The sequence below is a fragment of the Aquabacterium sp. genome (genome assembly GCF_035476535.1).
GTDB lineage: Bacteria > Pseudomonadota > Gammaproteobacteria > Burkholderiales > Burkholderiaceae_C > Pseudaquabacterium.
Map to the genome: position 1 here is coordinate 1 of NZ_DATILJ010000102.1, position 14419 is coordinate 14419.

The window sequence follows — 14419 nt, forward strand, 5'->3', positions numbered from 1 at the left end:
CGCTTCAGGTACTGCTCGACATCCTTGTAGCTGCCATCGTCGCCGGCGTACTTGACGACATTGCGCACGGTGCGCAGCCAGTCCAGCGTCGACGGCTGCATCTGGCGCAGCGCGTCGTCGAAGTCGGCGGCGCTCAAGCCGCGCTCGGTGCCGCTGAGGCTGTCGGCCAGCGCCGACTCCTTGGCCAGGTCGATCAGCCCGTCGATGTCGGCGCCAGAGTAGTGTTCGGCCCGTGCGGCGATGCCGTCGAGCTTCAGGTCGGGCTCGGCCGGCACGCCGGTGAGCTTGATGCGCAGCATCTCGGCACGCGCCGCGGCGTCGGGCGGCGGCACGAAGATCTGGCGCGTGAAGCGGCCGGGCCGTTTCATTGCGCCATCCACATCCCAGGGCATGTTGGTGGCGGCCAGCACCAGCACGCCGCGGTTCTCGCGGCCGATGCCGTCCAGCTGCGACAGGAACTCGTTGACCACCGTGCGCGTGCTGCTGCTCTGCGCCTTCGATCGCGCATAGGCCAGCGCATCGAGCTCGTCGAAGAACAGTACGCAGGGCGCCTGGCTGCGCGCCTTGTCGAACATCGCGGCGAGGTTGCGCTCGCTCTCGCCCAGGTACATGTTCAGCACATCGGAGATGCCCACCGAGACGAAGCCGGCATTGCACTCGTTGGCCACCGCGCGCGCCAGCATGGTCTTGCCGCAGCCCGGCGCGCCGTACAGCAGCAGCCCGCCGCCCGAACCCATGCGGAAGCGCGCAAACAACCCCGGGTTCAGGTAGGGCTCGATGATCTTCAGCCGGATGGTCTTCTTCAGGTCCTCCATGCCGACGATGCTGGAGAAGCGCACCTTCTCTTCCGGCACCTGCTGGATCGCCCGCACTTCGGCGGCGGCCGGCGCACCCACCAGTTGCAGCCGCGCACCGCCGGCCTTGGGCGACGGTGCGTCCGTGGCGGTTTGTGCCTGGGCGACCAGCGCCTCCAGCGCATCGACCGGCGCGAAGCCCTCCAGCGCGCGGGCCTGGGTGTAGCGCAGCAGCGCCGCTTCACGCTCGCCACGGCCCAGCAACGCGCGGGCCGCCAGCAAACCACCGGCGGCGCGGCCGGCGAACTGCTGTGCCAGCAACTGCGCCTGCGTCAGCGCCGGATCCCAGTCACACGCCGCCAGCAAGGCTTCGGCATAACGCTCACGAAGCGCGGCATTGAAGGGGTCGCGCAGCAGTTGCTGCTCGAGCGTGGCACGGTCGTCAGCGTCACTCATCGTTGTCTCGCGGCGCGTCTTTGCACCGGCCTCAATCGCGCTGCACCCAGCGCCGGAACAGCGGCGGCCAGACCCAGCTGTAGATGACATAGGCCAGCAGCAGCAGCGTGGCCGGGCCGGACCACGCCGGGGCCATGCGGTCCAGCACGCGCAGGCCCACCAGCATCAGCAGCCACAGGCCGATCGAGCCGGCCCAGCCCCAGCGTTGCAGCGGCCACAGCGGCAGCATGCTCCAGTGGGTGGTGGTGCGCAGGGCCTGCACCATCTGCAGCAGGCTGGCATCCGTCGGATCGGCGCGCAGCAATGTCTGCGCCAGTTGGTGGGCCTCGCGCGCACGGCCGGCCTGCAACAGCGCAATCACCACCAGCCGCAGCGTATGCAGGTCGTGCGGATCGCCGGCCACCAGGCGGCCGAGCGCCGTGCTGTCGATGTTCTGGCCCTGCACCACCAGATCGCACAGCGCGCGGGCGCGCAGACAGATGTCCAGGTTCGGCGCGAAGCGCAGGCCCTCGTCGGCCAGGCGGCTGGCCTTGTCGAAGTTCAGGCCCCGCAGCATCAGGCGGGCGTAATGCGCATACAACTCGCCCTGCTGCGGCGCTTCACGCAGCAGGCCGAGGATCAACATCTCCGCTTCGGGCAGCCGGCCGGTCTCCATCTCGACGACGAACATCAGCAGCCGCGCGCCGATGTGCGAGGGCGCCAGCTGCAGCATCTGCGACAGCGTGTCGCGGGCAGCGTCGTTGCGGTCTTCCAGCACGTCGGCACGGGCCAGCTCGAACAGCAGGTCCAGGTGCTGCGGCTCGTCGCGCAGCGCGTCGGCCAGCAGTGCACGCGCCTGGGCGAATCGCCGGCGGTCGAGCAGTTCGCTGGCCTGGGCTGCGGCCATCGCGGGGTTCGACGCGGCCGGTGATTCGTCGAACCGGTCGTTCATGCCAGCCCCCGCAACAGCAGGTAGCTGGCCAGGTTGCCGACGACGATCACCGCCAGGCCGGGGCCCCAGCCACTGGGCCGGTCCAGCCCCATCAGGTCGGCCATGCGGTGCTCACGCCGGTGCAGCAGCAGCGCGGTGGCGGCAAAGCAGGCCAGCGCCAGCGCGCGGCGCATCAGCTCTGGCGCACGAGGCCCCAGCCAGGCGGCCACCGCATCCACCGCCACGGCGCCGCTGGCACTGCGCAGCAGCCAGAACTCGAAGCCCAGCCACAGCAATGTCGCCGGCAGCAGCCAGCGCAGGTCCTGCGGCCAGCGGCCGAGGCGGTAGGCGTTCAGGCCCGCCATCAGCAAGGCCGCCGGCGGCCCGCCGAAAAACGCACACATGAAGCCGGCCGACTGGCTGTAGGGCGCACGGACCAGCCCCTGGCGTTGCAGGCTGGGTTGCAGCAGATCGTGGTTGATGGACATCAGGTCGAAGGCGCAGTCCACGGCAGCGGCGCGCGGCCATGGCGCGGCGCCGCAATGTAGCACGCAGCCTGCCGGCAACGGCGGTGCGAAGCGTCCGCTCCTAACGCAATTTCTGCACGGCCAAGTCTCATGGCCGCATCAGCGCCTTGGCGTCTTCAGCCCAGCCCTTGAGCTTGTCCACCGCATGCTGGCGCTGCGCCGAGCGTGTGCTGTTGTGCAGCTGCGCAGTCAAGGCGCAATTGGCCTCGATCAGGCGCAGTTGGTAGTGGCGGTACTCGGCGCGCGGCGAGCGCGCGGCCTGGGCCGCGAAGGCCCGCAGCGCAGCCTGCGCGGTGCCGGCGTCGGCATGCTCGGCCAGCAACTGGCGCAGCGTGCGCAGGATGTCCTGCTGCCGCGCACGACGCTCGGCCAGCCACCGCTGCGGATCGAAGGGCGAGACCTCGAGCCCGGCCGCCAGCAGCGCGCGCTGGCCTTCGTCCAGCGCGCCATAGATCGTCTCGGCGCGCTCGACGGTGCGCTTGAGCGTCGCCTCCCGCCGTTCGGCCAGGTCGGCCTGCAGGAAGTCGCGCTGCGTCTCCTCGTTGTTGCGGGCATAGCGCTTGGCCAGGTGATCGATCTGCGCCGGGCCGAAACTGCGCACGATCTCGGCCATCGCCGGCACGGCCTGCTCGTAGGCCACTTCCAGCCGGCGCTGCAGATCGTCGGCCACTGCGCAGACCTGCTGCGCCGTCACCTTGTCCTGCGCCAGCGGCTGCAAGCGCTGCAGCAGCTGGGCATAGTCCGGCAGCTGGGTGCTGCGGTGCCAGGCGACATACTCCTCCAGCGCCTGCCGCACCCGCGGCGCCTGCTCGGCGCTGAAGTCGACGTAACCGTCCAGCCACCAGTAAGCCAGCAACGGCGCCTGGTTGTAGCTCAAGCGAATGGCACTGCAGCCCGATAACAGCAGCAACAGCGTCGCGATAATCCAGCTTCCTACGCGCAAAGAACACCACCTCATGGCACTCGACATCGTGATCATGGCAGCGGGCAAGGGTACCCGGATGAAGTCCCGCCTGCCCAAAGTGTTGCATCGGCTGGCCGGCCGGCCTTTGCTGCAGCATGTGCTGGATATGACGGCAGAACTCGGCCGCGCGCACACCATCGTGATCACCGGCCACGGCGCCGAAGCGGTGGAGCAGGCGATTGCCGGCAGCGACGCCGTCAGCGTGCGCCAGATGCCGCAGCTGGGCACCGGCCATGCGGTGCAGCAGGCGCTGCCGCAGCTGTCGACGGAACAGGGCGATGGCGGCACCACGCTGATCCTGAACGGCGACGTGCCGCTGATCGAAGCCGGCACCGCGCGCGCGCTGATCGAGGCCTGCGGCGGCAAACAACTGGCGCTGCTGACCATCGTGCTGGATGACGCCACGGGCTACGGTCGCATCCTGCGTTCAGGCGACGCGCTCGGTGGGCGCGTGCTGGGCATCGTCGAGCACAAGGACGCCACACCGGCACAGCGCGAGATCCGCGAGATCTACACCGGCATGATGGCCGCGCCCACCGCGCTGCTGAAGCGCTGGGTGACGGCCCTGGGCAACAACAACACTCAGGGCGAGTACTACCTGACCGACATCGTCGCGATGGCGGTGGACCAGGGCGTGCCGGTGGTGGCCACCCACGCGCGCGACGAAACCGAGGTGCTGGGCGTCAACAGCCCGCTGCAGCTGGCCGACCTGGAGCGCCGGCTGCAGCGCCGCCAGGCCGAAGCGCTGATGGAAGCCGGCGTGCGGCTGGCCGACCCGGCACGCTTCGACCTGCGCGGCGAACTGCTGCCGGGGCAGGACTGCGAGATCGACATCGGCTGCGTCTTCGAGGGCCAGGTGGTGCTGGGCGACAGCGTGCGCATCGGCGCGCACTGCGTGATCCGCGATGCCGAAATCGGCGACGGTGCGGTGATCCACCCCTTCACCCACATCGAAGGCGCCAAGGTCGGCGCCGGCGCGCTGGTCGGCCCCTATGCGCGGCTGCGGCCCGGCGCCGAGCTCGGCGACGAGGTGCACATCGGCAACTTCGTCGAGGTCAAGAACTCCACGCTGGCCAAGGGCGCCAAGGCCAACCACCTGGCCTACCTGGGCGATGCCACGGTGGGTGAGCGGGTGAACTACGGCGCCGGCAGCATCACCGCCAACTACGACGGCGCCAACAAACACCGCACCGTCATCGGCGACGATGTGCATGTGGGCTCGAACTGCGTGCTGATCGCGCCGGTGACGATCGGCGAAGGCGGCACCATCGGCGGTGGCAGCACGATCAGCAGCGACACGCCGCCGAAGCAGCTGACGGTGGCACGCGCTCGCCAGGCCAGCCTGGCCGGCTGGACGCGGCCGGTCAAGGCGCCCAAGGCTTGACCCGGCCTAACCCAGGAAACAAGCGGCCTTTTCAGGAAGCAAGCGGCCTGCCGTCCGCCGGCACAGCGGCCACTTGGTCGATCGGACGATCCAGGGCCGTCGCGTAGAAGGTCACCGCGTCGCGCCCGGCCGCCTTGCCGGCGTACAGCGCGACATCAGCACGGCGCAGCAGCGCGTCGGCATCGCGGCCGTCGTCGGGCGCCAGTGCGATGCCGATGGTCGGCGTCACGGCCAGGCTGCGACCCTCGAAGGGCACCGGCTCGGCGATCAGGCGCCGCAGGCGCTGCGCGAACTCAAAGACCGCGCTGCGTTCGGCCACGCCGGACAGCAACAGCACAAATTCGTCGCCACCGAAGCGCCCGGCCACGCCCTGCGGCGGCAGCGCCTCGGCGATGCGCGCACCCAGCGCGCGCAACAGCGCATCACCGGCCAGGTGGCCGAGGGAATCGTTGATCTGCTTGAAGCGGTCGAGGTCGATGAACAGTAGCGCCAGGCCACCGGCGCCGGTCGCGGCATCGATGGGCGGATGAGCCAGCGCGGCTTCCAGCAGCTCGACGAACGCACCGCGGTTGTACAGCCCGGTCAGCGTGTCATGGTGCGCCAGCTGGCGGATGCGGGCCTGCGCGGCGTGGCGGTCGCGGATGTCGCGCACCACCGTCATGCGCAGTTTCTGGTCGCCCCGTTGCAGGCTGCGCACGATGAATTCGACCGGGATGGTCCGGCCCTGCAGATCGACGATCTCGGTCTCGTAGGCCAGCTCGGCGCCCTGCGCCATCACCTGCTGCACGCGCGCCTGCTGCTGCAGCGGGATGAAGTCGAAGACATGGCGGCCGATCAGCGCCTCGGGCGTGCTGCCGACCAGCGCGGCCATCGGCGCATTGACATCGGTGATCACGCCGTCGATGTGAAAGGCGATGCCCTCGACGCTGGCGGCCATGAACTTGGCCAGGCGCTCTTCACTGTCGCGCACCGCGGCCTCGGCCTCGCGGTGGCGCGTGATGTCGCTGATCAGCACGAAGCAGCCGACCGTCGTGCCCTCACCCGCCAGGTGCGGCACCAGACTGACCTCGATCCAGCGCGGGCGGCCGGGACGGGCGGCCATCTCGCGCACATAGGACACGGTGCGGCGGGACTTCAGCATCAGGTCGACCTTGGGCTGGATCTCGCGCGCCGCGTCGGCGCCGATGACCTCGGCGAAGGTACGGCCGATCACCGCGTCAGCACTCAGCCCGAAGGTCGCGGCGTACTGGCGGTTGGCGTAAACACAGCGAAAGGTGTCGCTGTCGTAGTAGGCGATCAGCACCGGCACGTTGTCGGCCAGCAGGTTGAAGCGCGCGGCCACGGCCTGCGCGTCCTGCACCGCCAGCTGCAGCGCGCTGCGGTCCTGCAGCAAACACAGGAAGCTGCCGCTCTGCGGCAACCAGCGCGCGCTGAGATCGACCCAGGCTTTCACGCCGTCGTGGCGCAGCAGGCGGATCTCGAGCGCGAAATCACGCTGCGCCGACAGCGCCGAGAACAGCGCCGCGCGTCGGTCCGGCGACAGCGCGGCGAACCAGCCGGTGCCCAGCAGCGCCGCAGGTGCCAGGCCGGTGAGTTCGCTCATCGCGCCATTGGCCTGCAGGGCCTGCGCGTCCGAGCTCAGTTCGATGGCGGGCAGTGGCAGCACGTCCCAGCCTTGCGGGGCGGCAGCCAGTGCGCGGGCGGGGCCGTCTGCGGGTTGCACGATGCGGTGGGGGGCTGAAGCAGTGGACGCGGGATCATAGCCGCCGGGTCATGGCGGCACGTGATGCCGATCACACGGTGCATGGATCCGTGACCGCATGCCCATGGGCGGGCTGGCCGGCCCTTACGCCGACGGTGGCCGCACCGGCTCCGCCGCCTGGTCCGCAGTTTGCGCGGCCAGGCACAGGTCGGCCCAGGCGCGCGCCTTGTCGGCCGGGTTGCGCAGCAGGTAGGCCGGGTGGTAGGTGACGATCAGCGGCCGGCCGCGCCACTGGTGCACCCGCCCCCGCAGCCGCCCCACCGGTTCGGTGCTGGCCAGCAGCGATTGCACGGCGAAGCGGCCCATCGCCAGGATGACCTTGGGCTGCACCAGTTCCACCTGGCGCTCCAGGAAGGGCTGGCAGCGCTGCAGTTCTTCAGGCTCCGGGTTGCGGTTGCGCGGCGGCCGGCACTTCAGCGTATTGGCGATGTAGACCTGCTGCGCCGCTTCGCCTGGCCCGCGCGTGAGCCCCAGCGCCAGCAGCATGCGGTCGAGCAGCCGGCCGGCCGCACCGACGAAGGGCTCGCCGCGCAGGTCTTCCTGCTCGCCCGGGGCCTCGCCGACGATCATCCAGTGCGCCCGCTCGTGGCCGACGCCGAACACGGTTTGCGTGCGGCTTTCGCAGAGGCTGCAGGCACGGCAGCCGGCGACGGCTTCGCGCAATGCGGGCCAGTCCAGCGTGGCGACCGGGCTCGCGCCGGGCGGACTCATGCCCACTGGACTCATCTCTGCCGGACTCGTGGCGACCGGACCGCGAACCACCGCGGCGGACGGCGCTGCCGGGCTCTGCCGGGGTTCTGCGGCCGGTGCCGCACCCGTCACCGCTGCGCTCGCCGGCTCGACCCCGGCCGCGACTGCTGGCCCCATGGTCGCGAATGCCATCCCTGTGGTAGCGGATGCCGGTCCTGCGGCCTCGCCGGCCGGTGCCCACAGGCGCAGGCCCATCTCCCGCAGCATCGCCTGCTGGCGCTCAGACCAGCGCATCGTCCGCTCCGGTCAAGGCCAGGCTCATCACCACGGCGTCCTCACGCCGACCCAGCGGCGCCGGGTAGTAGCTCTTGCGGCCACCCACCTCGTCGAAGCCGAACTGCCGGTACAGCCGGCGCGCCGTGTCATTGCTCTGCCGCACCTCCAGCCACAGCTTGTGGTCGCCGCGCGCGCGGGCGCGTTCGCACAGCTGCACCAGCATTGCGCGGCCATGGCCCTGGCGCTGGAACGGCGGCGCCACGGTCAGGTTCAGCAGGTGCATTTCTTCGAAACCGGGCATCGCCACGCTGTAGCCCAGGCACTCGCCCTGCGCGTCCAGCCGCAACTCGACCAGATAACCAGCGGCCAATGAGTCGATGAAGTTGCCGCGGGTCCACGGAAAGCTGTAGCTCACCACTTCGATCGCCAGCACCTCGTCGAGGTCCTTCACCGTCATCGGCCGCTGCCAGGGCAGGCCGGGGCGCAGCAAGGCATTCATGCGCTACCCGCAGCAGCGGCGCGCTGCGCCTGGCGCTCGGCCGTCGTCAGCGCCACCTTGTCGCGCAGGTACTGTGGCAGCGCCTGTGCGGGGTCGATCATGCGGCCCGCCAACCAGCCCTGGCGCGCCAGCCGGGCCAGCGCGGCGGCACGGTTCTGTTCCTGCGCGATGGTGCTTGCGCCGCCGAGCGGCAAGCGTGCACCGAAGGCCGCGATCGCCGAGCCGGCAACGCGCACCGGCGGTTCGGCCGCCCAGCAGGCGGCCAGCGCGGGCAGCGTGTAGAGCGCCGCCGCATGATGTTCGGACCAAGCGCCGCGCTGGTACCGATAGGCCCCGGCGTAGATCTCGTCCATGCGGGCATCCATCGCCACCCACAGCAGCGACGCCTCGTCCGGCGTCGGCAGCTGGGCCTGGGCATCGTCGGCCACCAGCAGCAGGCTGTCGATCGCCAGCACCGGCTTGCCGATGCCGAAGGCCAGGCCCTGGGCCACCGAGCACGCAGTGCGCAAACCGGTGAACGCACCCGGCCCCTGGCCAAAGGCGATGCCGTCCAGCTGCTGCAAGGCGATGCCGGCCTCCGCCAGCAGCGCCAGCACCGCCGGCAACAGCTGGGCCGACGCGGCCGCCCCCCCGGGCGCGTTGCGCAGCCAGGTGCCGGCCGGCGACAGCACGGCCAGCGCCATCGCTTCGGTCGAGGTATCGAGGGCGAGCAGGGTGGGATCCATCGGGGTCGGTCAGTGTAGCCGTGCCATCATGCCGGCATGCCTGTTGGACCCCGCTTGTTCCGCTGTGCGGCCGCCATGTTGATCTGCTGCCGCGCGCTGCCCACCGCCGCGATGGACCCAGGCCTGCCGCCCGAGGTGCGCGCCGCCTTGAGCCGCGCGCAGATGCCGGCCGGCGCCCTCAGCGCGGTGGTGCAGGACGTGGACGCCGGCACCGCGCTGCTGAGCTGGCAGGCGCAGCGCCCGGTGAACCCGGCCTCGCTGTTCAAGCTGGCCACCACCTATGCGGCGCTGGACCTGCTGGGGCCGGCCTATGCCTGGAGCACGCCCGTGTGGCTGACCGGTGCGCTGCACGACGGCGTGCTCGAAGGCAACCTGGTGATCAAGGGCCAGGGCGACCCGAAACTGGTGATCGAGCGGCTGTGGCTGCTGTTGCGCCGGGTGCAGCAGATGGGCGTGCGCGAGATCCGCGGCGACATCGTGCTCGACCGCAGCGCCTTCGTCATCGCCGACGGCTCGCCGGCCGAGTTCGACGGCGAGCCGCTGCGCCCCTACAACGTGCGGCCGGATGCGCTGCTGCTGTCCTACAAGGCCGTGGTCTACACCTTCACGCCCGATGCGGCGCGCGGCGTGGCCCGTGTCGGCACCGAACCGGCGCTGCAAGGTCTGCAGGTCGATGCGCACGTGCCGCTGCTGCCCGGTCCCTGCGACGATTGGCGGGCCGCGCTGAAAGCCACGCCGGGCGATGCCGAACGCATGCGCTTCGCCGGCGGCTACCCCGGCAGTTGCGGCGAGCGCAGCTGGCCGCTGGCCTATGCCGACCCGGCCAGCTACAACGCACGCCTGCTGCAGGCGCTGTGGCGCGAACTCGGCGGCACGCTGGCCGGCAGCGTTCGCGATGGCCCGGCGCCGGCCACGCCACCCAGTTTCGAAGTCAGCTCGCCGGCGCTGGCCGAGGTGGTGCGCGACATCAACAAATACAGCAACAACCCGATGGCCCAGCAGCTGTTCCTGACGCTGGGCCTGGTGCGGCGCGGCAGCGGCACCGTCGACAACGCCCGCGCGGTGCTGCGCGACTGGCTGCAGCTGCAGCTGGGCGAGCGTGCCGAGGGCCTGGTGGTAGACAACGGTTCGGGCCTGTCGCGCGAGACCCGCCTCAGTGCCGAAGGCCTGGCGCAGTTGTTGCATTCCGCTTGGCGCAGCCCGGTGATGCCGGAGTTGCTGGCCTCGCTGCCGGTGGCCGGCGTCGACGGCACGGCGCGGCGCAGCCGCGGCGGCGTTGGACGGGCGCACCTGAAGACCGGCTCGCTGAAGGACGTGGCCGCGGTCGCCGGCCTGGTGCTGGGACCCGGCGGACGCCGCCGCATCGTCGTCGGCATCATCAATCACCCGCAGGCCGAATTGGCCCGCCCTGCCCTGGACGCCCTGGTGCAGTGGGCGATCAAACAATCCTCATGACGATCTGGCGATGAAGCTGGTCATCGAGCGCCGCCAGCGGCGCTCGAAGGATCAACCGCTGTGATGGCTCGCCAGCTCAGAAACGATAGGAAGCGCCCATCGAATAGACGATGGGCTTGAAGTCGATCGTCGTCGTCAGCACCGTGCTGCCAGAAGCCACCAGGTCGCTCTTGACCTTCAGCGCCGAGACGCTGGCGAACAGGCCCCACTGCTTGTTCAGCGCGTAGTCGATGCCGGCATGCACCGCCAGGCCGACCGAATCGCTCATCTGCACATCGCTGGCCAGCGAGGACTTGATGTCGACGAAGCGGGTGTAGTTGATGCCGGCGCCGAGGTACGGGCGCAGCGTATCGCCCGGCTGGCCGAAGTGGTAGTTGAACAGCAGCGTCGGCGCCACGTTGCGCGCCGACAGCACTTCACCCAGGAAAGCCACGGTGCCCGAGGCGCGTGACGTGATCTTCGGCGGCACACCCAGCACCAGCTCGATGCCGAAGTTGGGCGACACCAGCCGTTCGTAGACAAAGATCGCCGTCGTCGCATCACCCACCTCGGCATCGGCGCCCGCGGGCACGCCGATGCCGCTGATGCCGCTGGTCTTGGCATGCGTGTCGTAGCGCGTCACGCCGATCTTGATGGTGTTCTCCTGCGCCTGCGCCATCGTGCAGAGCAGCGCCAGACCGACCGCAGCCGCGAGCCCTTGAACCTTGTTTCTCATGATGTTCTCCTCGTTGCGGTGCGGATCACAGCCAGCCGAAACTCTTGAGCTGGGCATGGAACGCGTCGCTCAAGGCCTTGTGTCCGCCGGTGCTCGGGTGCACACCATCGGCAAAGGCCCAGGTGGTGACGTCGGCGCCGGTGCGCAGCGCATTGAAGGGAACACCCGCCGTCGTGTTGCAGAACAGCGAACTGCCGTCGGTGACCCTGCCGCCGGTGAGGGCAGCGATCTTCGTGCCGTCGCAGGCCGGCACGGTGTTGTTGACGAAGCCGTACTTGGCCGGGTTCTGGTAGGACTCCTTCAGGATCGCGAAGCTGTCGACGATCTGCACCGGCTGGTTGGTCAGGCCGTCGCGCAGCCACAGGTTGAAGATCAGCGACAGGTCGGTCAGCACCGGGCGCACCGAGGCCGGCAGGGTGCTGCCGAAGGGCGTGTCGACGATGTCGGCGAGGTTCATCACCGCCACGTACTTGCCGCCCTTGGCGAGGATCTGCTCGCGCACATAACGCGCAAGGTCCTGTGCCGCATTCTTCATCTCGGTCTGCGCCGCGGTCTGCGCGTTGAACAGCGCCAGCTGCGCCTGGTCGGCCGTGAGCTTGCCGGCAAGGGCATCGGCCTGGATCTGCGCGGCCTTGGCGGTGAAGGCGCCGAACTGGGCGAAGACGTCGTTGCTGCCGGCCCAGATGAGGATCAGGTCGCTGTCCTTGAAGCTGGAGAAGCGCGCCAGATGGTTGGCGATCTGCGTGACCACCGGCACCGTCAGCGCGCCGCCGGCATGGCCAATGCCGTTGGGGTCGGTGACGCGGGAGCCACCCTGGCCATAACCGGTGCAGGTGCTGGCCAGCGTGCTGCTCACCGCGGCGGCCGGGCACTTCACCGATTGCCCGGCAAAGCCCACTTCGGCGGGCGTGACCGCCACGCCCACTTGAGCCGCCAGGTTCTCGACCCACACCGTGCCGGTGGCGCTGTTGGTGGTGAACTTGCCGCCCAGGTAGGGCGCGCTGCCGTTGCCGGCGATCGAAGTGGCGGGGGCATAGGCGCCGACGTCGCTCAGGCTGTCGCCGAAGGACACCAGGGTCGTGAAGCTGCCCTTGGTGGTCGGCGCGCCGGTGGTGGTGCCGCTGCCCGGAACGGTGGGGTCACCGCCACCGCAAGCGGCCAGCAAGGCCGCCGTGATCAGCGACAGGCCCAGTATCCTGAATGTCTTCATCTCACCCCTCCAAGCGGGCCGCCTCGCCCGCTGCTGTCGTCAAGAAACGAACGACCGTTCGTTTTTCCGACAGGCACTATACGGGCGGTCCATCCGGCGCTGCAGCGGGCTTTCCCGCAACTTGCTTAGGGGTGCCGCCCAAAGTAGGCGGCGTGGTCTAGAACGGGTTATTCAGCGCGCGCGTCAGCGCCTGCGAGCCGATGCGCGAATGCAGCGAGGGGCTCAGTTGCCGGTCGGTGGACCACATGTAGCTGTCCAGCGTCGCGCCGCTCACCAGGTCGGCCGCGGCCGTCGTGCAGTTGGGCGCAGCCACCAGGCACACCGCGTCCACCACGTTGGTGTAGCCGTAGGAGCCGGGGAACTTGGCGATCGACTGCACCGTGTCGTCCGCCAATACCAGCCCATAGTTGCGGCCATCGAAGCGGGTCTGGTCGATCTCCGTGCGCAGCGCGGCATTGAAGTCGTAGCTGAGGCTGGACAACAGCGCAGCGGCACCCGGCGAGGTCTTGTTCAGCGTGATCGCATAGGGGCTCAGGCCCATGTCGGGCACCGTCACGACCAGGCCCTTGGCGCCGAAGCCGAGGATGGTGTTGACGCGCTGCGCCAGTTGCGTGCCGCGGCGCTTGGCCTCGCCGGACGCATCGGCGGCCGTCATGCTGCCGGCCTGCACCCGTTCGGACAATTCGATCAAGTCGTTCTGTCCGATCAGGATCGTGACCAGGTCATTCGACTTGAAGCCATCGCCGCTGGCGATCTGCTCGGCGATCTGCTGTGCCATGCCCAGCGTCGGGTCGTCGACCTTGGCGCCGACCTTGGCTCGCATGAAGGCTCTCGGTGCGGCCGCGTCCTTGTTGCACTCGGCGAAGACGAAACCGTAGTGGTCGGACACCGACTGCACCCAGTTCGGCAGCAGCCTGCAATCGCGGACGGCGCTGGTGTCCAGCCCGTTCACGATGTACTTGCGGCCATTGTTGGCACCGTCGTTGACGATCACGCTGCTCTCGTCGCCCAGCGCAATCACGCGGCCGGGCTTGAACGGATCCACTTGCGAAGTGCCCCCACCACAGGCGGCCAACAGCCCGGCCACGGCCAGCGCCATCGAGAGTCCGGCGAGCCAGCCGCGGCGGCGGCGCACATCATTCAACACAGTCATGTCGTTTCCACTCAAAACTTGGGTTCAGGCCGGGTTCAGGCTGCTGCGGCGCGCCGCAGGCGGTCACGCACGCCTTCCCATTCGGCGGCATCCGGCGGCTGCTCGATCCAGATTTCCCGCACGCCGGCGGCATCCCATTCGCGCAGCAGCGCAAACAACTCGCGCGCTGCCGTTGCGGGCTCATCGGGCAGTTGGCGCCAGCGTGCGCTGCCGGCGCCTGCGCTGCCTTCGGGGCAGGTGCGGGAATATACCGCCAGCCCGCCGGCGGATGTTTCTGCCGCGTGAAGTGCCGCCCGCAGCGATGCGGCGTCGAACAGGCGCACGCGGGCCCGCGGGGCGTAGTGCGAGGCCATGTCGCCGGAGGCCCGGGGCGCCGCGGCGTCACGGTCCTGCAGCGGCTCGCCGAGGGTGGCTTCGATCTGCGCGCGCGTCAGCACACCGGGCCGCAGCAGCACCGGCAGCTCGCGCGAACAATCGATGATGCTCGACTCGATACCCAGCGCACAGTCGCCGCCGTCGAGCACCGGCATCGCTTCGCCGAACTCGGCCAGCACATGCGCGGCCTGGGTCGGGCTGACACGGCCGAAGCGGTTGGCGCTGGGCGCTGCGATGCCGGGCACGCCCAGCGCGGCGGCACGCTGCAGCAGCGCCTGCGCGACCGGATGCGCCGGGCAGCGCAGCCCGATGGTCGGCTGGCCCCCGGCAGCGGCCGTGGCGATGCCCGGCTTGCGCGGCACGATCAAGGTCACCGGGCCCGGCCAGAAGCTCGCGATCAGGCGTTGGGCATGGATGTTCAGGTCGATCGCGAAGCGCTGCGCGGCGATCCAGTCCACCACATGCACGATCAGCGGATGGTCCGGCGGCCGGCCCTTGGCGGCGAAGATACCGGCCACGGCCGC

Annotated in this window: 14 protein-coding genes; 2 read left to right on the forward strand and 12 right to left on the reverse strand. The window is 69.9% G+C overall.

All coding sequences use genetic code 11. The annotated features are described in order from the left end of the window. From VLK61_RS10430 to VLK61_RS10445, 4 genes are all read right to left on the reverse strand, one after another. Positions 1–1250: ATP-binding protein (locus tag VLK61_RS10430; protein WP_325420870.1), on the reverse strand; the 1250-nt coding region annotated here is incomplete at its 3' end. A 31-nt stretch (positions 1251–1281) separates the two neighbouring features. Next, entirely contained in the window at positions 1282–2181 is a 900-nt protein-coding gene (locus VLK61_RS10435; RefSeq protein WP_325420872.1) for a tetratricopeptide repeat protein, read from the reverse strand. Beyond that, a complete protein-coding gene (locus VLK61_RS10440; RefSeq protein WP_325420874.1) occupies positions 2178–2648 on the reverse strand; it encodes a hypothetical protein in 471 nt (156 codons plus the stop codon). Before VLK61_RS10440 ends, VLK61_RS10435 begins: the two co-directional genes overlap by 4 nt. Before the next feature lie 127 nt (positions 2649–2775). Then, positions 2776–3564: a DUF6279 family lipoprotein gene (locus VLK61_RS10445; protein WP_325420875.1), complete on the reverse strand. Its 789-nt coding sequence runs from the start codon at positions 3562–3564 to the stop codon at positions 2776–2778. Positions 3565–3643: 79 nt separating this feature from the next. Between VLK61_RS10445 and glmU the strand changes: the two genes are divergently transcribed. Further along, a complete protein-coding gene (glmU, locus tag VLK61_RS10450; protein WP_325420876.1) occupies positions 3644–5035 on the forward strand; it encodes a bifunctional UDP-N-acetylglucosamine diphosphorylase/glucosamine-1-phosphate N-acetyltransferase GlmU in 1392 nt (463 codons plus the stop codon). Positions 5036–5066: 31 nt separating this feature from the next. Here the strand turns inward: glmU and VLK61_RS10455 are convergent, their stop codons facing one another. The 4 genes from VLK61_RS10455 to tsaB form a co-directional block, all read right to left on the reverse strand. Next, positions 5067–6758, reverse strand: a complete 1692-nt coding sequence (locus VLK61_RS10455) for a diguanylate cyclase domain-containing protein (RefSeq protein WP_325420878.1) — start codon at positions 6756–6758, stop codon at positions 5067–5069. A 123-nt stretch (positions 6759–6881) separates the two neighbouring features. Next, positions 6882–7508: a uracil-DNA glycosylase gene (locus tag VLK61_RS10460; protein ID WP_325420879.1), complete on the reverse strand. Its 627-nt coding sequence runs from the start codon at positions 7506–7508 to the stop codon at positions 6882–6884. Positions 7509–7767: 259 nt separating this feature from the next. Beyond that, positions 7768–8262 carry a ribosomal protein S18-alanine N-acetyltransferase gene (rimI, locus tag VLK61_RS10465; protein ID WP_325420880.1) on the reverse strand — a complete coding sequence of 165 codons (495 nt, stop codon included), beginning with the start codon at positions 8260–8262 and terminating at the stop codon, positions 7768–7770. Further along, positions 8259–8987, reverse strand: a complete 729-nt coding sequence (gene tsaB, locus VLK61_RS10470) for a tRNA (adenosine(37)-N6)-threonylcarbamoyltransferase complex dimerization subunit type 1 TsaB (RefSeq protein ID WP_325420881.1) — start codon at positions 8985–8987, stop codon at positions 8259–8261. The genes rimI and tsaB overlap by 4 nt, the downstream gene beginning before the upstream one ends. A 75-nt stretch (positions 8988–9062) precedes the next feature. On the opposite strand from tsaB, the gene dacB reads away from it, so the two are divergent. Beyond that, entirely contained in the window at positions 9063–10442 is a 1380-nt protein-coding gene (gene dacB, locus VLK61_RS10475) for a D-alanyl-D-alanine carboxypeptidase/D-alanyl-D-alanine endopeptidase (protein WP_325420882.1), read from the forward strand. Positions 10443–10518: 76 nt separating this feature from the next. On the opposite strand, the gene VLK61_RS10480 is transcribed toward dacB, so the two are convergent. The 4 genes from VLK61_RS10480 to VLK61_RS10495 all read right to left on the reverse strand — a co-directional run. Then, on the reverse strand, positions 10519–11157 hold the full coding sequence (locus VLK61_RS10480; protein WP_325420883.1) for an OmpW/AlkL family protein: 639 nt from the start codon (positions 11155–11157) through the stop codon (positions 10519–10521). 25 nt (positions 11158–11182) lie between these two features. After that, positions 11183–12367, reverse strand: coding sequence for an SGNH/GDSL hydrolase family protein (locus VLK61_RS10485; protein ID WP_325420884.1), 1185 nt, complete (start codon positions 12365–12367; stop codon positions 11183–11185). A 157-nt stretch (positions 12368–12524) separates the two neighbouring features. Beyond that, positions 12525–13520, reverse strand: coding sequence for an SGNH/GDSL hydrolase family protein (locus tag VLK61_RS10490; RefSeq protein ID WP_325420885.1), 996 nt, complete (start codon positions 13518–13520; stop codon positions 12525–12527). 35 nt (positions 13521–13555) lie between these two features. Further along, on the reverse strand, positions 13556–14419 hold an 864-nt coding region (locus VLK61_RS10495), incomplete at its 5' end, for an L-threonylcarbamoyladenylate synthase (RefSeq protein ID WP_325420886.1).

What these genes read in the sequence shown, in the direction of transcription:
- VLK61_RS10435 (WP_325420872.1), bottom strand. Translation starts at nt 2,181, where the DNA reads ATGAACGACCGGTTCGACGAATCACCGGCCGCGTCGAACCCCGCGATG.
- VLK61_RS10440 (WP_325420874.1), bottom strand. Translation starts at nt 2,648, where the DNA reads ATGTCCATCAACCACGATCTGCTGCAACCCAGCCTGCAACGCCAGGGG.
- glmU (WP_325420876.1), top strand. Translation starts at nt 3,644, where the DNA reads ATGGCACTCGACATCGTGATCATGGCAGCGGGCAAGGGTACCCGGATG.
- VLK61_RS10460 (WP_325420879.1), bottom strand. Translation starts at nt 7,508, where the DNA reads ATGAGTCCGCCCGGCGCGAGCCCGGTCGCCACGCTGGACTGGCCCGCA.
- rimI (WP_325420880.1), bottom strand. Translation starts at nt 8,262, where the DNA reads ATGAATGCCTTGCTGCGCCCCGGCCTGCCCTGGCAGCGGCCGATGACG.
- tsaB (WP_325420881.1), bottom strand. Translation starts at nt 8,987, where the DNA reads ATGGATCCCACCCTGCTCGCCCTCGATACCTCGACCGAAGCGATGGCG.
- dacB (WP_325420882.1), top strand. Translation starts at nt 9,063, where the DNA reads ATGTTGATCTGCTGCCGCGCGCTGCCCACCGCCGCGATGGACCCAGGC.
- VLK61_RS10480 (WP_325420883.1), bottom strand. Translation starts at nt 11,157, where the DNA reads ATGAGAAACAAGGTTCAAGGGCTCGCGGCTGCGGTCGGTCTGGCGCTG.
- VLK61_RS10485 (WP_325420884.1), bottom strand. Translation starts at nt 12,367, where the DNA reads ATGAAGACATTCAGGATACTGGGCCTGTCGCTGATCACGGCGGCCTTG.
- VLK61_RS10490 (WP_325420885.1), bottom strand. Translation starts at nt 13,520, where the DNA reads ATGACTGTGTTGAATGATGTGCGCCGCCGCCGCGGCTGGCTCGCCGGA.